Below are 25,211 nucleotides of genomic sequence, written 5' to 3' on the forward strand. Positions count from 1 at the left end.
CGCCGGGGCGGTGAGCGATGGACCGTGATTTCCTGATCGACCTGTTTGCCGATTTTGGCCCGGTCACCATCCGCAAGATGTTCTCCGGATTCGGCATCTCGGCCGACGGCATCAATTTCGCGCTCGCGCTACGCGCCGGGCTTTACTTCCGCGCCGATGAACAAACGATCCCGCAATTTGAAGCCGAGGGATCGACACCATTCCAGTACCAGACGCGGACCAAGACGGTCACGGTGAATTCGTACTGGCAATTGCCGGCGCGGCTATTCGATGACTCGGAAGAGCTGCCCGATTGGGCGAGGGCGGCGCTGGCCGCGGCGCAGCGCGCGGCGTTGCGCAAGCGGCCGAAGGTGCGCAAATCGGCCAAGGCGGTGGCGAAGCGGCCAGCACCGAAGCGGAAGCCGGCGAAGCGTAAGGCCAAAGCCTAGGCGACCTGGCTGCGGGTCTCGTCGGCGTATTCGGGATCGACTTCGCAGATCACGCGGTTGCGGCCGTTGCGCTTGGCGGCGTAGAGGCAGGCGTCGGCGCGCTCGATCAATGACTCCGTATCGTCGTCCGGTTTCAGGATGGAGACGCCGACCGAGATGGTGACGCGGCCGAGGATTTCGCCGGTGGACTTCTTCTTCAATTCCTTCGCCATGACGGCGCGGCGAATATGATCGGCGACCGTCAGGGCCTGGCGCAGGCCGGTGTTGGGCAGCACCACCGCAAATTCCTCGCCGCCATAGCGGGCGGTGATGTCCTGGCCCTTGATGGTCTGCTTCAGCGACATCGCAACCAGCCGCAGCACCTGATCGCCGGTGAGGTGGCCGTAGGAATCGTTGAACGATTTGAAATGGTCGATGTCGAACATCAGAAGCGACAACGGCTCGCTGCTCGCCAGCGCCGCCCGAACCGCCAAGTCGATCGAGCGGTCGAAATATTTGCGGTTGCCCAATCCGGTCAGCGGATCGGTCAGGCTCTCGGCGCGGATCGCCTCGAGGCTGTGCTGGAGATTGCTGATCTCGGTCTTTGACAGCGACAGCCGGTTCTCCAGCGCCTTGTTGGTCTCCTGCATCTCGCGGGTGGACTTCATCAGCCCATCGACGACCGCCTTGATCTGATCGCGGTTCTTGGCATTCCGGAGTTTCTCGCTGGCGCCGCTCAGCCTGGCGTCATAGCTCTGCGACATGTCGAGCGCGTCCGTGATCAGGTTCATCACGTCGTCGATTTCGCCGATCACGCGCGCGCCGACCTTGTCGATGCGGTCGGAAGTCTTGATGTGCGAGAGATAGGTTTCGTAGATCTGTTCGAGATCGGACTCGCTCAGTCTGCCGTTACGCGCCAGCGTCTCGTTGATGATCTTGTTGAGGGGGGCATTGTATCCGGTCGCGTAGACATACCAGATTTCGTAATTGCGCGGGACGGCGGTCTGCCGGAGGGATTTGATCTGGCCCAACGCGACTTCGGCAAACGCCAAAGTGCGTTCGTGTTCGTCCAGCAGCTTGACCACTGATCCGTCCCCAATATCGAGCAGCGCCGCTCGTTGCCCTGCCGCAATGATTCAATTATCTGCGGCAGGTTAATGGAGGAGAATGAACGGCCGGTAAATGGTTCCGGCCGTTGGGTCATGCCGAATTCGTTCAGACGCGGGCGCGAACTGGCCGCAACAGGAACGCCGGAAGATGCGAGTGATCGGCGGGCTCCGATTCAGCGTCACGCGCGGCGCGCCGCGGTTCGGGACGACCGATCGAGGGCACGCGCGAGGGCTGTGCAGGGGCGGGCGGCACGAAGGCTGCAGCCGCTGCCTGCGGCTGCGGGCCGGCACTGCGGCTGGCGCCCTTGGCATGCCGCGGTTCGCGTTCGCTCTTATCGCTGCGCTTATCAGTCTTGTCAGCACCCTTGGCGGCTCGCGGCTCGCGCTCACGCCGCGGCTTGCGGCCCCCGCGCGAACCTTCCCGGGAACCATCGCGTGAGCGATGTTCGCGTGGCTGATCGGTTTCGTCGGAGGAAACCGACTGCACGGCATAATCGCCTTCGGCGGCAGGAATGGTCTGGCCGATCAGCCGTTCGATCGCAGCAATCGATTTGCTGTCGAGCGGGCTGACGATCGAGATCGCGGTGCCCGCGCGTCCTGCACGTCCGGTACGGCCGATGCGATGCACGTAGTCGTCGGCATGGTGCGGCACGTCGAAATTGAAGACGTGGCTGACGGCTGGAATGTCGAGCCCGCGGGCCGCGACATCGGAGGCCACCAGCAACGGGATATCGCCCTTGCGGAATTGATCCAGCGCCGCGGTGCGGGCCGACTGATCCATGTCGCCATGCAGCGCGCCGACGCTGAAGCCGTGCTTCTGCAGCGATTTGTAAACGACGGCGACTTCGCGCTTGCGGTTGCAGAAGATGATCGCGTTCTGAAGATCCTTGGCGTCGCGCAGCAGGCGGCGCAGGATCTCGCGCTTCTCGTGTACCTCGCGACCGCCACGGACCTGGAACTGCGACACGCCTGTCGCGGTTGTGGCGGGTTTCGAGACTTCGATGCGCTCGGGATTGTGCAGGAAGTCTTGGCTGATGCGGCTGATTTCCGGCGGCATCGTTGCGGTGAAGAACAGGGTTTGCCGCGTGAACGGCACCAGCTTGCAGACGCGTTCGATATCGGGGATGAAGCCCATGTCCAGCATGCGGTCGGCTTCGTCGATGACGAGCAGTTCGACGCCGGTGAGCAGGAGGCCGCCGCGTTCGGTGTGGTCGAGCAGGCGGCCGGGGGTCGCGATCAGCACATCGACGCCGCGGGTCAGTTTTGAGTCCTGGTCGCCGAACGAGACGCCGCCGATCAGGAGCGCGACGTTGAGTTTCTGGCCGATGCCGTATTTGTCGAAATTCTCTTTCACCTGTGCCGCGAGTTCGCGGGTCGGTTCGAGGATCAGGGTGCGGGGCATTCGTGCCCGGGCGCGGCCCTTTTCCAGCATGGTGAGCATGGGCAGGACGAAAGCGGCGGTCTTGCCTGTGCCGGTCTGGGCGATGCCGAGGACGTCGCGGCGGGCCAGAACGTGGGGAATCGCCTGTTCCTGGATGGGGGTAGGGGTGGTGTAACCGGTGGCCGCAACCGCGGCGAGGACCTTATCGGAAAGGCCGAGATGGGAAAAAGACATTGAGCCTCTAGTCGACACCGCCGTTCGGAATCGAGGGTAAAAAGGCTGTCGCGTTTTGCCCCGAAACGGCGCGCTTTGAAAAGCTGGGGGCTCTGACTTACGCAGACGAGCGGCTAACCTAGGGAATCGCGTTTCGATCCAAGGCCGCGTTGATCGCGAACATAGGGTCGAAATGGCCAAAGTCAATCTGGGAACGAGCCATATTGCTAAAAAGCTTAATGTTTTCGCACAAATAACGGCGAAAACCGTCATTTGGCCGTCAAATCGAGCCGCTGTATTCTTATCAACCGGCGCCGTTGAACCGTGGGCATTGGGTTGTCGACTATGGCATGAAGCGGCTTTGCACGGCCCAAACCAGGACCATTCGTGCGCTGGGGGATTTCGATGAAGGGTTGGCTTTCCAGATTGCTCGCGGTGACGAGCGTTGCGGCTTGCATGGTGGCCTTCGCCGTCCCCGCTTATGCCGAAAAGCGCGTCGCGCTCGTGGTCGGCAACAACGATTACAGGAACGTGCCCAAGCTGCAGAAGGCGGTCAACGACGCCCGCACCATGGGCGATACGCTTAAGCAGCTCGGCTTCACGGTGATGGTGGCGGAAAACCAGAACCGGCAGGCGTTCAGCCAGACGCTGCTGGCGTTCGACAAGGCGGTCGATGCCGGCGACACCGCGTTCTTCTTTTTTGCCGGCCATGGCTTCGAAATCGCCGGCCAGAATTTCCTGCTGCCGACCGACGTGCCGGCGGCGACCGAAGGCCAGGAAGAGCTGGTGCGCGACGCCTCGGTCCTCGCCGACCGCATCATCGAGCGGCTGCAGAACCGCAAGGTGCGCACCGCCATCCTGGTGTTCGATGCCTGCCGCAACAATCCGTTCGAGCGCGCCGGCACGCGTGCGGTTGCCGGCCGCGGCGGCCTTGCGCCGATGACGCAATTGCCGGAAGGCGTGTTCTCGATCTTCTCGGCCGGGCCGCGGCAGACCGCGCTCGACCGGCTTTCCAATGACGACGCCAATCCCAATTCGGTGTTCACGCGCACCTTCGCCAAGGAGCTGACGCAGCCCGGCGCGAACCTCGTCCAGGTCGCGCAGCGGACGCGGCGGGCGGTCAGCGAACTGGCTGAGACTGTCCGTCACAAGCAGATCCCGGTCTATTTCGACCAGATGGTCGACGACGTGTTCCTAAACGGTCTGGCGAGCAAGGCGCAGCCGGAAGCGGCGGCGAAGCCCGCCGAGTCGTTGCAACAGCTCGCGGCATTGCCGCCGGTGCAGCAACTCAAGCCGCAGAACGATTCCGTCAACGCGCCGATCGCGATGTTCTCGCGTCACAATGGCGGCTGGACCGTGGTGTTCTCGATCGCCGACCCGACGCTCGGCATATCCTGGCGGCTGGGGGACAGCGGCAATTTCCGCGAGACCGGCTTCATGGATACGCTCGATCCGCGGACCCGCAAGCGGATGCCCAACCCGTCGGTCGAGCTTCCGGCCGATGCGCCGGCCGCGATGATCCAGGTGCGCTATGTCGACACCAATGGCGAGTTGCAGGGGCCGTTCCCGATCCGCTTCGACCCCGAGGCCGCCCTGATCCGCGACCAGCGCAAGATCCTCGACATGACCGCGACGAGTTGGCTGTCGTTCCGCGAATTCAACGGCCTGCTGGTCTACTACACGCACCTGATGTCGTATCGCTGCGCGATCCGCGAAGTGCGCGTCGGCATCGACTCTACGGTGCCCGACAAGGTTCTGAAAATGCCGCCATGCGATCCCCGGGATCCCAGCGTCATTCCGCACGAAGCGACGCCGTATTTGAAGCTCGCGCCGCAGACCAAATCGGTTTCGGTGGAGCTGACTTACCGCGACGGCAGCGTTTCGGAGATCAAGAGTTTCAGGCGGTAGTGCAGGGCTTCGAACGGCGATGGCCACGGACCTCTCATCCGTCGTCCCTGCGAACGCAGGGACCCATAGCCACCGTCGCCAGTTGCTGAAAGAAGCCGTCACCCATCCTACCAAGACAACATCCGCCGCGGTGTATGGGTCCCTGCGTTCGCAGGGACGACGGGATGGATGTAGGCACAACACAAAAAAATATGACTCCGCGATCTCGCGGCGGGGAGTGCCGGAAGACCAAGGCATGCGGCCAGGTAGTACCTGGTCAAGCAAGGTGTATGTATGTGCGTATTTCAGATGATCTTTCAAAAGCCGGGCCGATCACTCCGGGGCCGTGTCCGCCGGAATCGCTGCAGTTTTTCTTCGCAAATTTTGATCGAGTCGTAGGCGTGCGATGTCAGAGCTGACCGCTCCCGTCGTACGGCCGGAAATTCATGAACTCATCGGCTCGTGGCCGCAATCCCGGTCTGGCTTCTGTGTACGTATCAAAGCTGCTGGCCGTTCCGCTTCTGCTTTATCACTACGAACGCTCCCAGCGCGGGCATTGGGTGTTGTTCGCGTTCCTGGCTTCCTGTGTCCTGCTCATGGGATTGTCATGAGTGACATATTTCGCTGACTGGAAAGCCTCCTCGCCGGGTGCGATGGCTGGTGTCCCCGTCAGAAACTACATCGATCAAAGCCACGAATTCGCATTATGCCTGTTTGTCATGGCGCCGCTCCGAGTCTTCGAGCAGACCAAAACAGTCGGACATAGATGAATCGGGCATGGGAATCTCTCTTCCGCATACCCGTCTCAGCCTACGGATGCGCCGGCGTTTGCCCGGCTTATTCCGAGCGCCAGAATGCGATGCAAGAGGCCCGGGTAATCAAGTCCGTCATGCCGGGCCGCTGTAGCGAACTCTTGGCTCTTCGCGATTTCGGGATTGGGGTTCGCTTCAATGAAATACAGGGTGCCGTCGGCAGAGAGGCGAAAATCGATGCGCGCGTATCCATCGAGCCCCAGTGTTCGGTAGATGCGTTTCGCTGTTCGCTGAATGCGGGCGCGTACCTCCGGCGCAAGGTTCTTGGCCGGCCCATCTACAATTCCCACGCGCTCCTGATAACCGGGATCGTGTTTGACCTTCTCGGTGGCTATGGCCTGGCCGCCCATGGTGCCGAATTTCAATTCCCAAACCGGCAACACTCGCAACCGATTGTTGCCGAGCACGCCGACGTAAAGCTCACGTCCCTCGATATATTGTTCGGCGATCGCGGCGGTTCCGATCCGCTCGTGGACGAAGGCGACGCGCTCTGCGAGCTTCTCGTCGGTATCGACGACAGATGCCTGCGAGATACCCCGGGATCCATCTTCGTTCAGGCTCTTGACGATCAGCGGCAGCGCAAGACGCGCTGGCCGTTTGATCTTGCGGCGCATCGGAAACACGGCGAAGGTAGGTACCGCGATCCGGCGATGGTGCACCAACGTCTTGGACAGATCCTTGCCGCGCGCCAAGATCAGGCCACGCGGGTTGCACCCGGTATACGGGATCTGCATCAGTTCGAGATAGCTTGCGATGTGTTGGTCATACAGGGGCTCATTGTGGAACTCCTCCAGCAACGTGAATACCACGTGCGGCTTGAAACTTTCGATCTCCTCGCGCACCGGCTTGATTTCCTCCTGCGCACCGAGCGGGCGAACATCATGACCGGCCGCACGCAAGGTGCTCACGACGTCGTATTCTGTTTTCCATTCGTTGATTTGCCGCGCGGTGTATCCGTCGGTAGAGTCCGGGGGCACGAAGTCCGGATGCATGAGCACCAGAACGCGCAGGCGTCTCATAGCGCGATCCATTTTCGCCGCGAAGGACCAAACAGCGCATGCATGGTCTTGGCGGTCAACAGGACGGTGAAGTCAGCCACAAGCTTCCGATCGGAGCCGACAGCGCGCAGATTGAGCTCTCGGCAGCGGGAGATCATGTCGTCAAGTACAGCATCAAGCGTAAGTTGGTTCTCGCCCGTCCACCGCGCAACCAGCTGCCTGATGGGGGCGCGGTGCCGCCTGATGAATGCAGAAGCCGGCTGCCCCCGGCGATGCCGCGGATCGGCGGAAAAGAGCCGGGAGAGGTCGCGGTCGTAAGTCTTCGGTGGCCTGAAGGCGTAGAACGCCTGCTTCTTTTTATAGTGGTCGTCGAGTGTCTGGCTGAGTTCATGCAGCGGATCGACACGCTCCCGCGTCGTGACTAGGGGCCGCTTCCCGGCGATTTCCTCCATCAGTTCGTCGACATATTCGAGCTTCTTCAGCGCTGGCCAGCCGGCATAGCGCGTCCGCCAGTTCGAACGCGGCCGCAGCCACACCGCGAAGGTTTCGGCGAAATCCTCGTCTGGATGGCTCTGCGCGTACCAGAGCCGAAGATGCTGGACATATTGCCGGCTGGCCGGATTGGGCCGGTAGTAGCGCGGGTAGTGTTTTGAGGACCGGCCGAACAGCTGCTGCCAACGCCGGCGGCGCTGCAGCTGATAGCCGTGCTGGATGGCGTGGCCTGCCTCATGGCGGAGGATGGCCATGCATTCGGACCAGGTGCCGCCCTCGACGTCGAGCATCATTTTCTTCTCGAGCTTCATCAGGCGGGGATGGGTGAGATAGAATGGGATGGCAATGCCGGGCACATCTGCCGGACTGAACCATTCGCTCGATATCCATGTATGTGGCCGCAGCCGGATACCCCGCTCTTCGAGCTCCTCATAAAGAGTTCTGATACAATCCTCGAGCCAAGTGCCTTCGACCGCAACCCTCAGAGTACTGAGGCGTTGCTGGAGCAACTGCTCATCCGATAGCTTTTCCCAAGCATATTTCCGGCGGGGCATAGGCATCTAGAAGTCATAACAACTGGGTACTCAGATGGTGTCATAGGATGCTGCTGACAACAACTGCCCAGCCAGCTCCTGCGCCTGCATTCTGCCGACCTCGACGGAAGCCACGCGGATTCCTGCAAGTCGGAATCCCAGCAAATGCCAACCCAAATGCGCCGTCCGCGCATTGACAGGTTCACATATCAGTTATGAAATGACCGCGTTTTCACCCCAAATGCGTTAGGAGGGTGCAGATGAGTGAACATGAGAACCGACAGCTTGTCGAGCAGGCTTATGCCACTTTCAAGGCCGGTGACATCCCGACGCTGTTGCAATCCATGTCAGAGGACGTCACGTGGCAGTTGCCAGAGATTGAGAACGTGCCCTTTTCCGGCAAGCGACAGGGGCGCGGCACTGTCGGCGAGTTCTTTTCGACCCTCGCAAGCCTACAGGATGCGCGTTCATTCGAGGAGCGTGAATTCATTGCACAAGGCGACAAGGTCGTCGTGCTCGGTCATTACGTCTGGCAGGTCAAAGCCAACGGGCGCACCATCGAGGGCGACTTCGCGCACGTCTTCACCGTCCGCGGCGGTCAGATCGCGGCCTTCCACGAGTACATGGACTCAGCCGCGGTCGCCAAAGCCTATCGTTAGGGTTGAGCACCAAGTAGGAGCCTGGAGCGCGCCGGAGCTGACGTGGACTTGATGTCGCACGTGAGCTCCTCCGTTGAGCGGAGGTAACCTCACGGGAGCGCGCGATAGCGGCTCTTGATGACTTCGGCCTGACGGAACGATGGAAACTCCATTCGATCACTTCGTCGGCGTGGGTGAGTAGCGGCCGTTTGGAACGCTCGGCCCCGTGTCTATCATGCCCAGATCCACAAGCGTGCGATGGAATCGGCGCTTCTGTTCGGAAGGCGACGCAAAGTAAGTTTCCCGGCAATGGTCAAGCAAGCTGGCGCGGGTGGCAAATATCGGATCAAGCGGCAGACCTGCTTGCTGCAGGGCGACGGTCCCAAGAAAAGCAATATCCAGATCCGCGCCCGGTCCGGAAGCAAGGCAATCGGGTACGATGTTTAGCACCTCCATTGCATAAAATGTGCGGAACGCGCGCCGCGCATCGTTGGGGAGTTTGAGTTGCCGATCGATCCGCTTCGCCACTACGGGCTGATGATCCCCGTAGTGCACGATGAGAACAGGACGTTTGGGAAAATTCGTTGTCAGCTCAAACTTGAGCCTTTTCCAGGTTGAGGCTGTCTCCGCAAGCCTTGCGTAGTATTCGGCATATTGAGCATCGGGAAGGCTTGATGCGGCAAACGCACGTTCTCTCTCAAACTGTCCGGGCGCCGCCAGCCTTCGGTTGTGGGGGCCGTGATTGAAGTTAGTCAGTGCATATAGAAAGCGGGGTGCTGGGTCGTCAGCAATACCCTTCGTATGGGCCGCGAACGCCGCTTCCAGAAAAATTGCATCGGAATTTGTCGTCTCGAACCGGCGGATGTCGAACGGTGGAGGAAAATCGTCCGCAAAGAAGCGTTCGCTAAAGCCAATCGAACGGTAAAATTCATCGTAGTTGAGAAAATTGCGACGACAGCTCGACGCGAGCATGGTCCTGTACCCAAGCGCAGCCAATGCATGGGGAAGACTGTTGTGAAATCGGCCCGCGCCCTGCTTGAAAAGGTAATAGGCATTTGAACCGAAGCTTGCACTTGAAAGACCGGTCAACAAACTAAATTCGGATTGCCACGAACCCCCGCCGAAAATGTCGACGTTAAGGATTCCATGGAGGCCATTCTTTGGGGACAGAAACGCTTCGACAGTCGGCTCAATCGGAAGTCCAAAAATTCGGGGATCGAAAATCGATTCATGCTGGATGACGATAATGTCGGCATATTCGACGGTGCGCGCTGGTACGGCCGCCATTAGCGGCAACGGGTCATTTGCAATATCGCTCAGAGCCAATCCGCCGACTTGCCGCCAGGAATGTGGATCGATCAGCGAAGCCATGAAGGTCGAGTAAAAGCACCGCCGCTGGGCCATGATCCGCTGGAAGGAAATGCCGCCGCCGCTTATCCTGAAGGCCGTTACAACGCAAATAAGCGTAACGCCGAATAAAGAAACTCTGACATCCAGGGGAATTGATGGCCCGGTTCCGTGGATCAGAGTAGCTGATGCAGCCAGGAAGAGTGCGGCAGTTCCAGTCAGGACGGCTAATACGGCGCGCGGGTACTGCGATACAAAAAAGGGAGCTGTGCCTGCAAACATCAGTGGCAAGTCGGTTACGACAAGCTTAAGCGCGCTGTAATTATGTTTGATAGTCGATGCGGCGGTGATTGCTGCGGCCAGCACACCAGCCAGCAGGATCGCTCTGTCGAAATCGCCAACGATGAATGAGATTGCGGCCGCGCTAAGGAAGAGCATCGAGATCGCGAATGGCAGGTGCTCGGCGCTGCGTTCTGCCAGCACAATGACACCGATAGCTGCCAGCAATATCAGGGTCAGGATCATGTGAGTAAGGTAGCTGGAGGTGAGCGGAATTCAACAATTGCCGCGTCGTTGAGGCAAATAAAGATAACGTTCGTGTTAGGAGGCACGAGTCCTGCGTGAACCGCTGGGATGCCCGCTCTGGCGCTACCAGCGAGCGGTCGCCATGGCCTGGGTGTTTGCCTCGCTCTCGCCGGCGATCTCCTTTGCGCTGATCGGCGTCATCGTCGGCGAATTCATCGGCGCGGAGCGCGGTATCGGCCGCCTGATCATCGAGTCCGAGGCGCGGGCTGAAGCCACGGGGATGCCGGTGGGGGCGCTTTCGGCCATGATCTGGCGGCTGCAGGCTCATCTATTACGCTGGCAGCAGCACAATATGGTTGAGTAGGCTTGATGGTGTAATAGGCTTGGCTCTATCGATGCGAGGGAGCGAGCGATGAAAACACGTTGCTGCATCGTCGGCGGCGGGCCGGCCGGCATGATGCTCGGTTACCTGCTCGGACGCGCCGGCATCGATGTCGTGGTGCTGGAGAAGCACGCCGACTTCTTTCGCGATTTTCGTGGCGATACCGTGCATCCCTCGACGTTGCAGGTGATGGATGAACTTGGGCTGATCGACGGCTTCCTGAAACTGCCGCATCAGCGCCTGCAGAAGATGGAGGGAATGTTCGGCGGCGAGACGGTACGGATCGCCGATCTCGGCCGACTCAACGTCAAATATCCTTTCATTGCCTTCATGCCGCAGTGGGACTTTCTCAATTTCCTGCGCGAGAGCGGCAAGCGGTTTGCTTCGCTCAAGGTGATGATGTCGACGGAAGCCGTCGATCTGTTGCGTGACGGCGAGCGCATCAGGGGCGTGAAGGCGAAGACGCCGGATGGCGTGATCGATATCGAGGCGGACCTGACGGTGGCCTGCGACGGCCGCCATTCGCTGGTGCGCGAACGCGCCGGGCTCGAAGTCGAGGAAATCGGCGCGCCGATGGATGTGCTGTGGTTTCGCGCCGGCAAGGGGGAGGGTGAAAACGAAAACCTGTTTGCGCGGGTCGATCCCGGCAAGATGATGGTGACCTTCGACCGCGGCGACTACTGGCAATGCGCGTTCGTCATTCCCAAGGGGCAGTATGAGGCCGTGAAGGCGAGGGGACTGCCGGCGCTGCTCGACGATATCGCGCGGATGGCGCCGATCCTGAAATCGGGGCTATCAGAGGTGAAGAGCTGGGACGACTTGAAGCTGTTGACGGTTGCGATCAACCGGCTGAAGCGCTGGACCCGGCCGGGGCTCCTGTGCATCGGCGACGCCGCGCATGCGATGTCGCCGATCGGCGGCGTCGGCGTCAATCTGGCGGTGCAGGACGCGGTCGCCGCCGCCAACCTGCTGGCGGCGAAGCTGGCGGGCGGCTGTCCGTCGGAGGACGAACTCGACGCCGTCCGCCGCCGCCGGGAGTTTCCGGTCAGGATGACACAGCGGATGCAGGTGATGGCGCAAAACAACATCGTCAGCGCCGCGCTCAAGCCGGGCAATCAGCCGCTGAAGGTCCCGCTCGTGATGCGGCTGGTCACCGCCGTACCCTGGCTACAGGGCATCACGGCGCGGTTTATCGGCCTCGGGGTGCGGCCCGAACATGTGCAGTCGCCGGTCCGAGCCTAAAGACGATGCGGATGCAGAAAGCATCCCAGTGAGCAGAACGCAACAAAAAGCCCCGGACGATGCCGGGGCTTTGAGCTGTCGAAGGTTAGCGAAGATCAGTACTTCGCGACGACCGGGGCGCCGAACTTGTAGGCGATACCCACGCGAACGTCGTTGATGGTCACTCGGTTTCCGACTTCGGCACTGTTCGTGAGGAGGGAAACAAAGCTGGCACGACCGAGGTCGGTGTAACGATACTCGACACGGCCCAGCCAGTTGTCGGCGAAGGCGTATTCGATACCAGCACCGGCCGTCCAGCCGTCACTCGAATTGACATCCATCGTTACAAAGGGAGCGCCGGCGCCGGCAAACCCATACGAGGTATCCCAGCTTCCCCACGCCCAACCGGCGGTGCCGAACACCATCCAGCGATCGAAGGCCAAGCCGACCCGTCCTCTGACCGAGCCATAATCCTTGACGCTGGTCCGAATGTTATAAAGCGCCCCAGCGCTATTCGGGAAAATGCCAGAAGCGTTCAAATCGGCTGCCTGCCAGTCTGCCTCAACGCCGAGCACGACATTGCTGACCTGCCAGTTATAGCCCGCAAACCCGCCACCGATAACGCCGCTCGGGTCGACGCTGTAGGGGGTCGGAAAAAATCCAAATGCATTGGTCGCGATGCCGGTCGAGCGGCCCCAGCCATAACCGACGTCGGCGCCGATGTAGAATCCGGTCCAATTGTAGACGGAGGCAACGGCGACCGGAGCCTTCGTGTACGGCCGAGCGGCCAGATCCGCGGCCGAGGCGCTGACAGTGCCGGCGACCAAGGCAGCAGCAGCGATAGCGAACTTTTTCATTATTTCCTCCAATTCATGCAAGTAACGCGAGTAATGCATGCTGTCGTACATATCTCAGGAACCGCGGCAAAGCTGTCACCTGCACGCCACAGTCGTGGAACTTCCAACACCGTTACACCAATAGATTGCCGAAGGACGGCCGCGATTCGGCTCCGAAGGTGAAAAAACGGGGAGATTTGAGCGATTGGGCTGCTCGGTCGGCGCCGGGAAACCACCTTCCCGACGAATCGCTTTCCCTCAGCGTTAAGGGCAGCCTAACAAACAGCCCGCCTATCCCATAACAGAGTACCCGCCATCGACAGGAATCGCCGTACCGGTGACGAAATCGGAGGCGGGCGAGGCCAGGAACACCGCGATCCCGGCAAAATCATCGATGGCGCCCCAGCGCGCCGCAGGCGTCCGCGCCAGCACCCGGTCGTGCAGGCCGTCGATCTCCTTGCGGGCGCGCTTGGTCAAATCCGTGTCGATCCAACCCGGCAGCACGGCGTTGGCTTGGATGTTGTCGGCCGCCCAGGCGCAGGCGCAGGAGCGGGTGAACTGGACGATGCCGCCCTTGCTGGCGGCATAGGCCGGCGTGAAGCTGGCGCCGAAGATCGACATCATCGAGCCGATATTGATGATCTTGCCGCCGCCAGCCGCCTTCATGGCGGGATAGACTGCCTGCGAGCACAGGAAGGCGCTGGTGAGGTTGGTCTGGATCACGCTGTTCCATTCGGCGATATCGAGCGCGTGCGGCGGCTTACGAATATTGATGCCGGCGTTGTTGATGAGGATGTCGATCCGGCCGAACTCGCCGGCGACGCGGCTGACCATGGCGGCGACCGCGGCCTTGTCGGTGACGTCGGCCGCGACCGCGATCGCCTTCGCGCCGCCTTGCGCAAGCTCGGCGACCGCAGCCGCCGACTTGGCCTCGTTGCGGCCCACCACCGCGATCGCCGCGCCGGCTTCTGCCAATCCCCTGGCCATGCCGAGCCCGATGCCGCCATTGCCGCCGGTGACGATGGCTACCTTGCCGGTGAGATCGAAGGGTCCTGTCTTCATGGTTGTTGTCCGTTTGTTTTTAGGTTGCGTAGTTGTGTAGGGTGGGCAAAGCGAAGCGTGCCCACCATCCGCCGTTCCTGAAGATGGTGGGCACGGCGCGATAGACGCGCCTTTGCCCACCCTACAAATCTACGAATCTAGCGATTGCCTTGCCAGATCAGGATCAGGCCGACGGCGCCGAGCAGCGCGCCATATCCGGCCCATTGCAGTTGATTGATCATGAAGCTCGATGGCGGCCAAGGAATCGCCCCCGTGCCTTGCCCGATCCACAGCAAGCCGATGGCAAGCGCCAGAAAGCCGATGATCGAAAGCGATCTGGCCATGGATTGCCTCCGTTTGCGCGCGTCTGTTCTCGGGGACGCCGCTGGACATGTATCCGTCAATCTCTGGCAAAGCGCCGCCGTTGGTCGCTCGGAATATTAGCGCCACATGGAGCCGAACCGCCAGCCGCAGAAGAAGATCTGCTGGTCAATGGAGCGCGGGTCGCGTTGGAAACCAATGCCGCGTGCCCCGTATGCGGACAACAAAAAAGCCCCGGACGATGCCGGGGCTTTTGAGCTTCAGATTTAGAAGAGATCAGTACCTGGCGGCAACCGGAGCGCCACCCCAGTTGAAGCGGTAGACCAGCGAGGTGCTGATGGTCTGCGTCCAGGGCTTGAAGGTAACTGCAGTGCCGGTCGGACCACCGCCGAGGGCAGGCGTGACCGTCCCGGGCAAGCTGATGCGGTCATAGAAAGCAGAGCGATACTCTGTCTTCATGAACCAGCCGGGAGCCGAGATGCCGAACAGGTCCAGGTTGTTCTCGACGCCGCCGCCAATGAACCATCCATTACGATCAAAGGAAGGCGTGGTGTAAATTGCGCCGACACCACCGGCGAAAAGGTCAGATTGAGTCGTGCCCGACCACTCTGAACCAGTGTAGCCAGCATTAACGTAAGACAACACGTTGGGAGCAACCAGATAGCCCAGTCGCACACCCGCGGCATAGCTCGTCTCAAGCTTCATACGGCCTTCGGTCTGGAAGAAAGGATCGGAGAGGGAGCCGCGGATATCTCCGAACTGCGCGTCACCGAAAATACCGGCCACCCATCGGCCGGCGAACTGCATATCATAGCCGGCGCCGACCGTTCCGAACCAGCCGCTGCCGCCATTCCGCTGGTCGCGGGTGATGGCAATAGCGCCGGGGAAAGTCTGGACGTTGCTATCGGCGTTCCAGAGCCCACCGCCGCCACCACCGAAGATGTAGAAGCCGGTCCAGTTGTATACGGCGGCCACGGGGGCCGGAGCTTTGGCGTAAGGGCGAGCTCCGAGATCAGCCGCAACAGCCGATCCCGAGAATGCCGCTACCGCGGTCAGAGCGATCACTAACTTCTTCATGTCCCAATTCCCTTAGTTCAAAGCGTCGAAGCCGACCGCTCCAACAAGTGCGCGAGCACCCGATTCCCAAAACCCAGTACGGTGACTATACGCAGTTCCGCCCAAAAAGCTGTTGCGGGGGAAACACAGCCACCGGAAAACGAAAGACCGGGAAATGCCCGAAAAACAGGCAAATTCGGGCGTTAACCAGTCCAAAATGCCGGAAACCGCCCGAAAGCTGCCTCTAATGGTGAAATCAGACGTCCAGCAGGTCGTCGCTGGCGAATTCCGCCTTGTCGGAGATGAAGGCGAACCGCGCCTCGGCCTTGGTTCCCATCAGCCGCTCGACAGAATCGGCGGTGCCTTCGCGGTCGTCGGCCAGGAGCACCACGCGGAGCAGGGTACGTCTGGCCGGATCCATGGTGGTTTCCTTGAGCTGCGCCGGCATCATCTCGCCCAAGCCTTTGAAGCGGCCGACATCGACCTTGGCGTTGGCGTTGAATTCGTTCTTCAGCAGCGTGTCCTTGTGGGCGTCGTTGCGGGCGTAAACCGTCTTGGCGCCATGGGTGAGGCGATAGAGCGGCGGCACCGCCAGATAGAGATGCCCCTCGTCGATCAGTCGGGGCGTCTGGCGATAGAAGAACGTGATCAGGAGCGAAGCGATATGCGCGCCGTCGACGTCGGCGTCGGTCATGATGATGATGCGGGAATAGCGCAGATCTTCTTCGCGATAATGCGCGAGCGTCCCGCAGCCGATCGCCTGCATCAGATCGGCGAGCTGCGCGTTGGCGGTGAGCTTGTCCTTGCCGGCGGAGGCGACGTTGAGAATCTTTCCGCGCAAGGGAAGCACGGCCTGGGTCTTGCGGTCGCGCGCCTGTTTCGCACTGCCGCCGGCCGAGTCGCCCTCGACGATGAACAGTTCGGAGCCTTCGGTGGCGGTGTTGGTGCAATCGGCAAGCTTGCCGGGGAGGCGGAGTTTCTTCACGGCGGTCTTGCGTGAAGTCTCCTTCTCCGCGCGGCGGCGCAGCCGCTCGTCGGCGCGCTCGACGACGAAATCCAGCAGCTTGTTGGCCTGCAGCGGATTGCCCGACAGCCAGTGATCGAACGGATCCTTGATGGCCTGTTCGACGATCTTCTGCGCTTCCGCCGTAGCGAGCCGGTCCTTGGTCTGGCCCTGGAATTCCGGCTCGCGAACGAACACCGAGAGCATCACGGCAGCTCCCACCATGACGTCTTCCGACGTGACGGGCGCGGCGCGCTTGCCCTGGCCGATACGCTCGGCGTGGTCTTTCAGGCCGCGCAGCATCGCGCTGCGCATGCCGGACTCGTGCGTACCGCCATCCGGCGTCGGCACCGTGTTGCAATAGGAGGAGAGGAAGCCGTCGGCGTCCGCCGTCCAGGCCACCGCCCATTCGCAAGCGCCATGGGCGCCGTTGCGTCCCGATTTGCCGGAGAAGATATCCGGATGCACCAGCGTGTCGGCGTGGATCGCCGCACCGAGATAATCCTTCAGCCCGCCCGGGAAGTGGAAACTGTCCTCGGCCGGCACATCCTCGATGCCCTTCAGCAGCACGGGATCGCAGCGCCAGCGGATCTCGACGCCGCCGAACAGATAGGCTTTCGAGCGCGTCATCTTGAACAGGCGCTGCGGCTTGAAGGCCGCCTTGGCGCCGAAGATGTCGGTGTCCGGCTTGAAGCGGATGCGGGTGCCGCGGCGGTTGTTGATCTTGCCGAGGTCTTCTAGCTTGCCCTTGGGATGGCCGCGCTCAAAACTCATCCGATAGAGTTTCTGGCTGCGCGCGACTTCCACCTCGAGACGCGAGGAGAGGGCGTTGACCACGGAGACGCCGACGCCGTGCAGGCCGCCTGAGGTCTCATAGACCTTGGAGTCGAACTTGCCGCCCGAATGCAGCGTGCACATGATGACTTCGAGCGCGGATTTCTTCGGAAATTTCGGATGCGGATCGACGGGAATGCCGCGGCCGTTATCGGTGACGGTCAGAAAACCGTCGGCGGTCAGTTCGACCTCGATGAATGACGCGTGTCCCGCCAGCGCCTCGTCCATGGCGTTGTCGATGACTTCGGCGAACAGATGATGCAGCGCCTTTTCGTCGGTGCCGCCGATATACATGCCGGGGCGGCGGCGCACCGGCTCCAATCCTTCCAGCACCTCGATGTCGGCCGCCGTGTAGCCGGCCTCGGCGCTGGTCGCCCGTGACGCGGCCTTGGGCGCGGCGCGGCCCTTCGGTTCCGCCCCGAAAAGGTCGTTGGCAGATTTAGGTTTTGTAGCTGATTTCAATGACTTGGACATGGCTCTTTAGGTGTTGCGCGCAGCGCGCGGCAGCGAATCGGTTGCTGTGACTATGCCACGGATGGGCTCAAAAAGTGACGCCCCGGCGCGATGGCGGGCGGCAGTAACCCTCTTGGCGGTGGGAATCAACGAAGATCACGTCCAGTGTCCGGCTTTGTGACTTGAAGTCACGCAATCTGCTGGCGTACCTCTTCGCGGGGCTCGGAACCTCCAAGGTTCGCCGGCGGAGAAGGGGCGGAGGCGTTTCAGGACATGGAAGAATTTGCGCGTGCCCTGGTTGATTTCGTGCGCGACAATCAGGCCTGGGCCGCTCCGATCGTTCTCGTGCTGGCGTTTGGCGAATCTCTCGCCTTCATCTCGCTGCTCGTGCCGGCCTGGGGGGCGCTGGTTGCAATCGGCGCGCTGATCGGCGTCAGCGGCATCAATTTCTGGCCGGTCTGGCTGGCCGGCGGCATAGGCGCGGCGCTGGGCGATTGGGTTTCGTACTGGATCGGCTTCAAATACAAGGAACACGTCGCAGAGATGTGGCCGCTGTCGCGCTATCCGGGAATCCTGCTGCGCGGCGAGGACTTCGTTAAGAAATGGGGCGTGCCCTCGATCTTCATCGGCCGCTTCTTCGGGCCGCTGCGGGCCTCTGTGCCGCTCGCTGCCGGCATTTTCGAGATGTCCTACTGGCCGTTCCAGATCGCCAATTTCGTCTCTGCGCTGGTCTGGTCCGCTGTCTTGCTGCTGGTCGGCGATGTGATGGGGAAGCTCGCCGAATGGCTGTGGCGGGTGGCGTAGGGGCAGACTGGAATAAGCTGATGACGAGGGTGTTAGCCCCAAAGATACTCGAGCCATCTTTGCGTTACCGTCGCGAAGCCGTCGTCGCGCTATCGCAGAAGCGCTGGTAGATTCGGCAGCAACCGAACCAAGGCACGCATCAAACCGCATCCATCGTCTCACTGGGAGGACATCACCATGGAATTGACACGACGTTACGCACTCGCCGGCGCCGCAGCGCTCGCCGCCACGCCGCTCTTGCCGCAAGCGCCCGCCAGGGCGGCCGCGCCGGTGGCGGACAAGCAGGCGCCGAGCTTCTATCGCTACAAAGTTGGCGACGCTCAGGTGACGGCCATCTCCGACGGCGTCAACAATTTCGCGCTGCCGGACACGTTCGTGCTCAACGTCAAGAAGGACGAAGTCAACGCGGCGCTCGAAAAGAACTTCATGCCGAAGGACAAGATGTCGATCCAGTTCGCGCCGCTCGTCATCAATACCGGCGGCAAGCTGGTGGTGGTCGACACCGGCAACGGCGCGGCCGCCTTTGCGTCGAGCAAGGGCAATGTCGGACAGTTCGGCGCCAACATGGTGGCCGCCGGATTCGATCCCAAGGCGGTCGACATAGTGGTGATCTCGCACTTCCACGGTGACCACATCAACGGTCTCCTGACCGCCGAGAACACGCTCGCATTCCCCAATGCCGAGGTGCTGGTGCCGGCGGCAGAGTGGAAGTACTTCATGGATGACGGTGAGATGAGCCGTGCGCCGGAAGGGCGGATGCAGACGGTGTTCAAGAATGCCCGTCGCGTCTTCGAGGCGGGACTGAAGAAGAAGGCGACGCCCTATGAGTGGGGCAAGGAAGTCGCACCGGGACTGACAGCGGTGGAAACCATCGGCCACACGCCGGGCCACACCTCCTATGTGCTCTCCTCGGGCTCCGACAAGGTGTTCATCCAGTCCGACGTCACCAACCTGCCGGCGCTGTTCGTCACCAATCCGGGTTGGCACCTGATGTTCGACCAGGATCCGGCGCTGGCGGAAAAGACCCGCCGCCGGGTTTACGACATGCTGGTCGCCGACAAGATGCGGGTCCAGGGCTTCCACTATCCGTTCCCGGCCAATGGCTTCGTCGAGAAGGACGGCAACGGTTACCGCCTGATCCCGGCGCCGTGGAATCCGGTGATCTGACGCCAGACCCTGCCGGAATAGCAGTCACAACTTGACGTCAGGCGGGCGCGGCTTTATAGCCGCGCCCATGATTATCGCCGCGACCATGACCATCGCTCGCCGCCGCCGCATTATCGCGGTATGGGCGGACGTCTGCGTTTAAGATCGTCGCCCCTGCCGCCGGATCGGGTCCCGCGGCTTCTTCCTTTTCCAGAAAACGCGGTCTGAACTGGCGGCTCCTACGTCAAGCAGGAGTTTGAGATGTATACGCCTCCACCGTTCAAGTCCGACCGCGCCGCGAGCCTCGCGTTCGCGGAAGCGCGCGGCTTTGCGCTGGCCTGCGCGTGGGATGGCAACAAGCCGGTCGCCTCGTCGCTGCCGTTTTATCTCACCTCGGCCAATGACGGCACGCCGCGCGCGCTGTTTCACGTCGCGCGTCACAATCCGCTGGTAAAGCTGGCGGACGGGACGACGTCATGGCTGCTGGCCGTCAACGGCGCGGATGCCTATGTGTCGCCGGACTGGTACGTCTCGCCGGACCAGGTGCCAACCTGGCTCTATCAGGCAGTGCATCTGACCGGCCCGGTGCGGACGATGTCCGACAGCGAACTCGCCGAGCAGATCGAGGCGCTCAGCGCCAAGTTCGAGGAGAGGCTGCTGCCGAAGAAGCCCTGGCTGTCGTCGAAGATGACGGCCGGGCGGCTGGAAGCGATGAAGAAGGCGATCGTGGGCCTTGAGATGACGGTTGAAGAGGTCGAGGGCAGCTTCAAGCTTAACCAGCACAAATCCGAAACCGACTATGCGGCGGTTGCGGGGTCGCTTGCCACGCAGGCCGACGCCGGCGCACAGCAGATCGCGCATTTGATGAAACAGGCGCGGCCCAACGCGTTTGCAAACGAACTGGCCTTTGCCGACGAAACGAACCAGCTCGAAAGGAGCGCGCCATGACACTCACCGACAGCCACCAGCCCAAAACCGCCGGCGCCGCGACCAGGCCCGCCGTGTTCGTTGACGGCGCCTCCGGAACGACGGGCCTCGGCATTCAGGAGCGCCTTCGGCTGCAGAACGACGTCGTGGTGAAAAGCATCGCCGAGGATAAGCGCAAGGATGCCGGCGCCAAGCGGGCGCTGATGGAGGAGGTCGACCTCGTCATCCTCTGCCTGCCTGACGATGCCGCGAAGGAAACCGTGGCCCTGATCGACGGCATGGGTGCTTCGGCGCCCAAGGTGCTCGACGCCTCGACGGCTTTTCGAGTGGCCAGCGACTGGACGTACGGCTTTCCGGAACTCACGCCTGACCAGGCCGACAAGATCCGGACCGCGCGCAAGGTTTCGAATCCCGGCTGCTATCCGACCGGCGGCATCGCGCTGCTGCGGCCGTTGGTCGATGCCGGCCTGTTGCCTGCGGACTATCCGGTCACCATCAACGCCGTCAGCGGCTATTCGGGCGGCGGCAAGTCGATGATCACGAGTTTTGAGGATGGCAGCGCGCCGTCCTTCGAGCTCTATGGCCTCGGCTTCGAGCACAAGCATCTGCCGGAGACGCAGCTTTACTCAAAACTGACGCGGCGGCCGATCTTCGTGCCGTCGGTCGGCAATTATCGGCAGGGCATGCTGGTCTCGGTGCCGCTGCATCTCGACACGCTGACGGGCAAGCCTGGTGGCGCTGACCTGCACGCGGCGCTGGCGAAACGCTACGCCGGGAGCAAATACGTCTCGGTCATGCCGCTTGAGAACGCGGCGACCAAGGGCGGGCGGATCGAGCCCGAGGCGCTCAACGAGACCAACAAGCTCGAACTCTACATCTTTGCCAGCGACAAACATCGTCAGGCGGTGCTGGTCGCGCGGCTCGACAATCTGGGCAAGGGTGCCTCGGGCGCCGCCGTGCAGAACATGCGGCTGATGCTCGGCCTTGCCGACAAGTAACTGATCCGGCGTTGCTGCGAGGCAAGCCCGGTGGGACGAAACGACGTTGCAATTCTACCGCGGCAAGATAATCAAATGACGCCTGAAGGGAACGCGTGATGAGCTCGAAGAAGGTCGGCATTCTCGGCGCCTCCGGTTACACCGGGGCCGACGCGGTGCGCCTGTTGGCGCGGCACCCGAATGCCGAGATCACGGCTCTGACCGCCAATACCCACGCCGGCAAGTCGATGGGCGAGGTGTTTCCGCATTTCTTCATGCTTGACCTGCCGAAACTGGTTGAATGGGAGAAGGTCGACTGGACCAGCCTCGATGCGGTGTTCTGCGGGCTGCCGCACGGCACCACGCAGGAGATCATCGCCGCCGTCCTCAAGGCCAACCCGAAGATCAAGGTTCTCGACATGTCGGCCGACTTCCGGCTGCGCAACAAGGACACCTATGCGCAATGGTACGGCCACGAGCACCGGGCGCTCGAACTGCAGGGCGAAGCCGTGTACGGCCTCACCGAGTTTTACCGGGAGAAGATCACGTCTGCGCGGCTGGTCGCCTGTCCCGGCTGCTATCCGACCGCGGCGCTGCTCGCGCTGGTGCCGCTTGCGAAAGCCAAATTGATCGACGTCGACGACATCGTCATCGATGCAAAATCGGGTGTCACCGGCGCCGGGCGCGGACTGAAGCAGAACACGCTGTTCAGCGAGGCGGGCGAGGGGCTGTCGCCCTATTCGGTCGGCACCCATCGGCACGCGCCTGAGATCGAGCAGGAGATCGGTGTCGCCGCAGGCTCGGCGGTGACGGTGAATTTCACACCGCACCTCATTCCGATGGCGCGGGGCGAACTCTGCACGTCCTATGTGAAACTCAATGGCGCAACGCCGGACGATTTGCGCGCCGCGCTTGAGAAAGCCTACGCCAACGAACCCTTCGTGCATGTTGCGAAGAAGGGCGTGCTGCCGCAGACCCAGAACGTGCGCGGCTCCAACTATGTACAGATCGGCGTCGTCGCCGATCGTATCAAGAACCGGGCGATCGTGATTTCCACGCTCGACAATCTGGTGAAGGGCTCGGCGGGGCAGGCCATCCAGAACATGAACCTGATGTTCGGGCTGCCTGAAACGGCCGGACTGGAGCAGATCGCGCTGTTCCCGTGACGTGAGGTGCCGCGGTGGACGAGGAAACGCTGCAATTCTACCGCGGCAACGCCGAGGCCTATGCCGGGCGCGAGATCACCTCGCGTCAGGCGCGGCTGACGGCGTTTCTGGCGCTGCTTCCGCCGGGCGCGGCCATTCTCGAACTCGGATGCGGCGCTGGCGGCGACACGGCGGAAATGCTGGCCCACGGGTTCGATGTTCGCGCAACCGACGGGTCGCCGGAAATGGCTGCCGTTGCGTCGAAGCGTCTCGGCCGCGTCGTCGCGACGCTCCTGTTTCATGACCTCGATGAGGTCGAGGCGTACGACGCCGTCTGGGCCAACGCCTGCCTGCTTCATGTGCCAAGGCCTGAGCTTGCGAATGTTCTCGCGCGGATTTGGCGCGCGCTGAAGCCTGCGGGCTATTTCTTCGCAAGCTACAAGGAAGGCGATGGCGACGGCCGCGACACGCTCAATCGCTACTACAATTATCCGTCACCGGACTGGCTGCGTGCGACCTATGCCGATGCGGGCAAATGGAACTCGCTGTCGATCGAGCGCGGTGAAGTCAAAGGCTTCGACGACAAGATGGCGTCGATGCTGTTTGTCGTTGCCAAAAAAGGCGGCTGAAGAACGGCTTCCAAGCCCGTGATATTGCCCGGATATTGCCGCAGTTCGTAGCGTGAGAGAGATCGCCGGAGGATGTGGCTGGCAGGCTACAGCTTTAAGATACGAATCCGTTAAGGACATTCCGAGTGCCAACAGCGCGTGTGTTGGAAAGTTGGGAATGCCGGACTGGGAATGCCGTAAATGAAATTGAAGACGTACTTGCTGGCCACCGCTCTCATTGGGATCCGCCCCCTCGATCGCCGCAGACCTCGCCGCCCGTCCCTACACCAAAGCTCCAGCACTGGCCGCCGTCTACGATTGGACCGGCTTTTACATCGGCGTCAACGCAGGCGTCGGGCTTGGCCGTGATCGCCTTCAGCACGATTGGATTGGCGCAGGCACGCCTTATTCGTTCTACACGTCGCCGCAGGGCGGCTTCGGTGGTGGCCAGTTCGGCTACAACTGGCAGACGGGTTCGGTGCTTGGCCCGATCGTTTTCGGTGTCGAGGCAGATTTCCAGGGCGCTGGCCTGAGCGATGATCGCACCAATTTTTCGATTATCGCTGTCAACACGGCCTACAGCCAGAAACTCGACTGGTTCGGCACTGCACGAGGGCGCATCGGTATCGCCAATGGTCCGGTGCTGAGCTATGTGACCGCAGGCTACGCATTCGGGAACGTCAAGACCAATGCGACCCAATCGGCACTCGGCGTCACCTCGACGTTCTCGACGGACCGCACGCAGAGTGGATGGGTCGTCGGCAGCGGCGTCGAAGCGGCGCTGGGCGGGAACTGGACCGGAAAGATCGAGTACCTCTACCTCAATCTCGGCAACAAGACCGATGCTTCGACGCTCTTTGCTCCGACCACGATCAACACCGAGATTCGTGAAAACATCTTTCGCGTCGGCCTGAACTATCGGATCGGTGGCAAGGCTTATGCGCCGGTCGCTGCCGCCAACTGGGCTGGTTTCTATCTCGGCGGCAATTTCGGTTCCGGCACCGGCCGGGATCGTAGCTCCATGAGCATACCGGCGGCGGGGATCGTTGAGACCTTCAACCTCGCGCCCGACGGGATCAATGGCGGCGTCCAGGCGGGTTACAACTGGCAGGCAGCCAACTGGGTGTTCGGTCTGGAGGCCGATATTCAGGGCAGCACGCAGAAAGACAACAAGACTTGCGTGACCTTCTGTACCCCGGGTCTGGTTCTCGCGGCCTATGACGCCACGCTGCCGTGGTTCGGCACGGTGCGCGGGCGGCTGGGTTATTCGGTGGGATCAACCCTGTTCTATGCCACCGGCGGTCTCGCTTACGGCAGCATCAAGACCAAGATCGCCACGAACTCGTTCGTCGGCCCGGTGACGCAATCCTTCTCGCACACCAATACCGGCTGGACCGCGGGTGCGGGCATCGAAATGCCCTTTACGCTGCTGGGATTGCTGGGCCCGAACTGGACCACCAAGACCGAATACCTCTACGTCGACCTCGGTTCGACGTCGGACAGCTTCATCTTCGGTGCTACCCCGGCGACGACGACCCGATCCGTGACCGAGCACGTCTTCCGCACGGGCATCAACTACCACTTCAATTCGCCGGTCGTCGCGAAGTACTGAGCGTCATTTCAGGACGCATCAACGAAAAACCCCGGGCCGAGGCCCGGGGTTTTGCTTTGGCTTACGTATCGTGAAACGAACCTCAAACCACCTTGAAGATTGCCAGCGCCAGCACGGCTTGCGCCAGGAAGCCGACGGTGAAGGCCAGTGTGCGGAACACCGGCAAGCCCAGCGTGTAGACGATCAGATGGGCGACACGGGCCCAGAAATACACGGCGCAGGCCATCACGGTCCATCTGTCCGAATAGTCGATGGCGTTGAGGATCAGGACCAGCGGTGCAAAGATGATCAGGTTCTCGATCGCGTTGTCGTGCGCGAACATCAGCCGGTTGGCCCAGTCCGCATGCGGCTTGTCGTTGCGCGAGGGGTTGGCCATGGCGCCGGAGAGGCCGCGCACCTGACAGCGGTTGATGATGTAGGGAACCCACAACAGCCCGGTCAAAATCACGGTGAGAGTCAGCCAGAACAATTCGCGGGTCATTGTTTCCCCCTCAACTGATTTC

23 protein-coding genes are annotated in these 25,211 nt (G+C 61.6%); 12 read left to right on the plus strand and 11 right to left on the minus strand.

Annotated elements, in window-relative coordinates; all coding sequences use genetic code 11:
• Positions 1–17 precede the first annotated feature (17 nt).
• The gene (locus IVB22_RS32190; protein ID WP_247521189.1) at positions 18–428 is read left to right on the plus strand and encodes a TfoX/Sxy family protein; all 411 of its coding nucleotides are present in this window, start codon (positions 18–20) and stop codon (positions 426–428) included.
• Here the strand turns inward: IVB22_RS32190 and IVB22_RS32195 are convergent.
• Together IVB22_RS32195 and IVB22_RS32200 are read right to left on the minus strand one after the other, a co-directional pair.
• Positions 425–1,492 carry a GGDEF domain-containing protein gene (locus tag IVB22_RS32195; RefSeq protein ID WP_247521190.1) on the minus strand — a complete coding sequence of 356 codons (1,068 nt, stop codon included), beginning with the start codon at positions 1,490–1,492 and terminating at the stop codon, positions 425–427. The genes IVB22_RS32190 and IVB22_RS32195 overlap by 4 nt on opposite strands.
• Before the next feature lie 130 nt (positions 1,493–1,622).
• Positions 1,623–3,131, minus strand: a complete 1,509-nt coding sequence (locus tag IVB22_RS32200; protein WP_247521191.1) for a DEAD/DEAH box helicase — start codon at positions 3,129–3,131, stop codon at positions 1,623–1,625.
• A gap of 435 nt (positions 3,132–3,566) precedes the next feature.
• Here IVB22_RS32200 and IVB22_RS32205 point away from each other — a divergent pair, with 435 nt between their 5' ends.
• Positions 3,567–5,018: a caspase family protein gene (locus IVB22_RS32205; RefSeq protein WP_247521573.1), complete on the plus strand. Its 1,452-nt coding sequence runs from the start codon at positions 3,567–3,569 to the stop codon at positions 5,016–5,018.
• Between the two features lie 784 nt (positions 5,019–5,802).
• Here the strand turns inward: IVB22_RS32205 and IVB22_RS32210 are convergent.
• Positions 5,803–6,828, minus strand: a complete 1,026-nt coding sequence (locus tag IVB22_RS32210; protein WP_247521192.1) for an ATP-grasp domain-containing protein — start codon at positions 6,826–6,828, stop codon at positions 5,803–5,805.
• Positions 6,825–7,808 carry a putative zinc-binding metallopeptidase gene (locus IVB22_RS32215; RefSeq protein WP_247521193.1) on the minus strand — a complete coding sequence of 328 codons (984 nt, stop codon included), beginning with the start codon at positions 7,806–7,808 and terminating at the stop codon, positions 6,825–6,827. The genes IVB22_RS32210 and IVB22_RS32215 overlap by 4 nt, the downstream gene beginning before the upstream one ends.
• Before the next feature lie 284 nt (positions 7,809–8,092).
• Between IVB22_RS32215 and IVB22_RS32220 the strand changes: the two genes are divergently transcribed.
• Positions 8,093–8,491, plus strand: a complete 399-nt coding sequence (locus IVB22_RS32220) for a nuclear transport factor 2 family protein (RefSeq protein WP_247521194.1) — start codon at positions 8,093–8,095, stop codon at positions 8,489–8,491.
• Positions 8,492–8,647: 156 nt separating this feature from the next.
• On the opposite strand, the gene IVB22_RS32225 is transcribed toward IVB22_RS32220, so the two are convergent.
• The gene (locus IVB22_RS32225) at positions 8,648–10,342 is read right to left on the minus strand and encodes a sulfatase-like hydrolase/transferase (RefSeq protein ID WP_247521195.1); all 1,695 of its coding nucleotides are present in this window, start codon (positions 10,340–10,342) and stop codon (positions 8,648–8,650) included.
• A gap of 142 nt (positions 10,343–10,484) precedes the next feature.
• On the opposite strand from IVB22_RS32225, the gene IVB22_RS32230 reads away from it, so the two are divergent.
• The gene (locus IVB22_RS32230) at positions 10,485–10,706 is read left to right on the plus strand and encodes a hypothetical protein (protein WP_247521196.1); all 222 of its coding nucleotides are present in this window, start codon (positions 10,485–10,487) and stop codon (positions 10,704–10,706) included.
• 48 nt (positions 10,707–10,754) lie between these two features.
• Positions 10,755–11,966 carry an FAD-dependent oxidoreductase gene (locus IVB22_RS32235; RefSeq protein WP_247521197.1) on the plus strand — a complete coding sequence of 404 codons (1,212 nt, stop codon included), beginning with the start codon at positions 10,755–10,757 and terminating at the stop codon, positions 11,964–11,966.
• 95 nt (positions 11,967–12,061) lie between these two features.
• On the opposite strand, the gene IVB22_RS32240 is transcribed toward IVB22_RS32235, so the two are convergent.
• From IVB22_RS32240 to parE, 5 genes are all read right to left on the minus strand, one after another.
• Complete coding sequence (locus tag IVB22_RS32240; protein WP_247521198.1) at positions 12,062–12,802, minus strand: outer membrane protein; 741 nt, start codon at positions 12,800–12,802, stop codon at positions 12,062–12,064.
• A gap of 270 nt (positions 12,803–13,072) precedes the next feature.
• Positions 13,073–13,843: an SDR family NAD(P)-dependent oxidoreductase gene (locus IVB22_RS32245; RefSeq protein ID WP_247521199.1), complete on the minus strand. Its 771-nt coding sequence runs from the start codon at positions 13,841–13,843 to the stop codon at positions 13,073–13,075.
• Positions 13,844–13,980: 137 nt separating this feature from the next.
• Positions 13,981–14,166, minus strand: a complete 186-nt coding sequence (locus IVB22_RS32250; RefSeq protein WP_247521200.1) for a hypothetical protein — start codon at positions 14,164–14,166, stop codon at positions 13,981–13,983.
• Between the two features lie 253 nt (positions 14,167–14,419).
• A complete protein-coding gene (locus tag IVB22_RS32255; protein WP_247521201.1) occupies positions 14,420–15,220 on the minus strand; it encodes an outer membrane protein in 801 nt (266 codons plus the stop codon).
• Positions 15,221–15,455: 235 nt separating this feature from the next.
• Positions 15,456–17,510, minus strand: coding sequence for a DNA topoisomerase IV subunit B (parE, locus tag IVB22_RS32260; protein ID WP_247521202.1), 2,055 nt, complete (start codon positions 17,508–17,510; stop codon positions 15,456–15,458).
• 252 nt (positions 17,511–17,762) lie between these two features.
• On the opposite strand from parE, the gene IVB22_RS32265 reads away from it, so the two are divergent.
• From IVB22_RS32265 to IVB22_RS32295, 7 genes are all read left to right on the plus strand, one after another.
• Positions 17,763–18,293, plus strand: a complete 531-nt coding sequence (locus IVB22_RS32265) for a DedA family protein (protein ID WP_247521203.1) — start codon at positions 17,763–17,765, stop codon at positions 18,291–18,293.
• Between the two features lie 177 nt (positions 18,294–18,470).
• Positions 18,471–19,460 carry an MBL fold metallo-hydrolase gene (locus IVB22_RS32270; RefSeq protein ID WP_247521204.1) on the plus strand — a complete coding sequence of 330 codons (990 nt, stop codon included), beginning with the start codon at positions 18,471–18,473 and terminating at the stop codon, positions 19,458–19,460.
• Between the two features lie 240 nt (positions 19,461–19,700).
• On the plus strand, positions 19,701–20,387 hold the full coding sequence (locus tag IVB22_RS32275; RefSeq protein ID WP_247521205.1) for an FMN-binding negative transcriptional regulator: 687 nt from the start codon (positions 19,701–19,703) through the stop codon (positions 20,385–20,387).
• Positions 20,384–21,364, plus strand: a complete 981-nt coding sequence (gene argC, locus IVB22_RS32280; protein ID WP_247521206.1) for an N-acetyl-gamma-glutamyl-phosphate reductase — start codon at positions 20,384–20,386, stop codon at positions 21,362–21,364. The genes IVB22_RS32275 and argC (IVB22_RS32280) overlap by 4 nt, the downstream gene beginning before the upstream one ends.
• Before the next feature lie 98 nt (positions 21,365–21,462).
• Positions 21,463–22,509 carry an N-acetyl-gamma-glutamyl-phosphate reductase gene (gene argC / locus IVB22_RS32285; protein WP_247521207.1) on the plus strand — a complete coding sequence of 349 codons (1,047 nt, stop codon included), beginning with the start codon at positions 21,463–21,465 and terminating at the stop codon, positions 22,507–22,509.
• A 14-nt stretch (positions 22,510–22,523) separates the two neighbouring features.
• Positions 22,524–23,117 (plus strand): bifunctional 2-polyprenyl-6-hydroxyphenol methylase/3-demethylubiquinol 3-O-methyltransferase UbiG, encoded by a 594-nt coding sequence (locus tag IVB22_RS32290; RefSeq protein ID WP_247521208.1) that lies wholly within the window; start codon positions 22,524–22,526, stop codon positions 23,115–23,117.
• Between the two features lie 217 nt (positions 23,118–23,334).
• Positions 23,335–24,708, plus strand: coding sequence for an outer membrane protein (locus tag IVB22_RS32295; protein WP_247521209.1), 1,374 nt, complete (start codon positions 23,335–23,337; stop codon positions 24,706–24,708).
• A gap of 82 nt (positions 24,709–24,790) precedes the next feature.
• Here IVB22_RS32295 and IVB22_RS32300 read toward each other — a convergent pair whose 3' ends face one another.
• Positions 24,791–25,189 (minus strand): MAPEG family protein, encoded by a 399-nt coding sequence (locus tag IVB22_RS32300; protein WP_247521210.1) that lies wholly within the window; start codon positions 25,187–25,189, stop codon positions 24,791–24,793.
• Positions 25,190–25,211 lie beyond the last annotated feature (22 nt).

It is taken from the genome of Bradyrhizobium sp. 190, assembly GCF_023073415.1.
In the GTDB taxonomy this organism is placed as follows: Bacteria; Pseudomonadota; Alphaproteobacteria; order Rhizobiales; family Xanthobacteraceae; genus Bradyrhizobium.

Bases quoted from the DNA above. Each gene is read 5' to 3' on its own strand.
- IVB22_RS32205 (WP_247521573.1), top strand. From the start codon at position 3,567: ATGGTGGCCTTCGCCGTCCCCGCTTATGCCGAAAAGCGCGTCGCGCTC.
- IVB22_RS32240 (WP_247521198.1), bottom strand. From the start codon at position 12,802: ATGAAAAAGTTCGCTATCGCTGCTGCTGCCTTGGTCGCCGGCACTGTC.
- IVB22_RS32270 (WP_247521204.1), top strand. From the start codon at position 18,471: ATGGAATTGACACGACGTTACGCACTCGCCGGCGCCGCAGCGCTCGCC.
- IVB22_RS32265 (WP_247521203.1), top strand. From the start codon at position 17,763: ATGGAAGAATTTGCGCGTGCCCTGGTTGATTTCGTGCGCGACAATCAG.
- argC (WP_247521206.1), top strand. From the start codon at position 20,384: ATGACACTCACCGACAGCCACCAGCCCAAAACCGCCGGCGCCGCGACC.
- IVB22_RS32200 (WP_247521191.1), bottom strand. From the start codon at position 3,131: ATGTCTTTTTCCCATCTCGGCCTTTCCGATAAGGTCCTCGCCGCGGTT.
- IVB22_RS32210 (WP_247521192.1), bottom strand. From the start codon at position 6,828: ATGAGACGCCTGCGCGTTCTGGTGCTCATGCATCCGGACTTCGTGCCC.
- IVB22_RS32220 (WP_247521194.1), top strand. From the start codon at position 8,093: ATGAGTGAACATGAGAACCGACAGCTTGTCGAGCAGGCTTATGCCACT.
- IVB22_RS32245 (WP_247521199.1), bottom strand. From the start codon at position 13,843: ATGAAGACAGGACCCTTCGATCTCACCGGCAAGGTAGCCATCGTCACC.
- IVB22_RS32250 (WP_247521200.1), bottom strand. From the start codon at position 14,166: ATGGCCAGATCGCTTTCGATCATCGGCTTTCTGGCGCTTGCCATCGGC.
- IVB22_RS32255 (WP_247521201.1), bottom strand. From the start codon at position 15,220: ATGAAGAAGTTAGTGATCGCTCTGACCGCGGTAGCGGCATTCTCGGGA.
- parE (WP_247521202.1), bottom strand. From the start codon at position 17,510: ATGTCCAAGTCATTGAAATCAGCTACAAAACCTAAATCTGCCAACGAC.
- argC (WP_247521207.1), top strand. From the start codon at position 21,463: ATGAGCTCGAAGAAGGTCGGCATTCTCGGCGCCTCCGGTTACACCGGG.
- IVB22_RS32225 (WP_247521195.1), bottom strand. From the start codon at position 10,342: ATGATCCTGACCCTGATATTGCTGGCAGCTATCGGTGTCATTGTGCTG.
- IVB22_RS32190 (WP_247521189.1), top strand. From the start codon at position 18: ATGGACCGTGATTTCCTGATCGACCTGTTTGCCGATTTTGGCCCGGTC.
- IVB22_RS32275 (WP_247521205.1), top strand. From the start codon at position 19,701: ATGTATACGCCTCCACCGTTCAAGTCCGACCGCGCCGCGAGCCTCGCG.
- IVB22_RS32230 (WP_247521196.1), top strand. From the start codon at position 10,485: ATGGCCTGGGTGTTTGCCTCGCTCTCGCCGGCGATCTCCTTTGCGCTG.
- IVB22_RS32235 (WP_247521197.1), top strand. From the start codon at position 10,755: ATGAAAACACGTTGCTGCATCGTCGGCGGCGGGCCGGCCGGCATGATG.
- IVB22_RS32300 (WP_247521210.1), bottom strand. From the start codon at position 25,189: ATGACCCGCGAATTGTTCTGGCTGACTCTCACCGTGATTTTGACCGGG.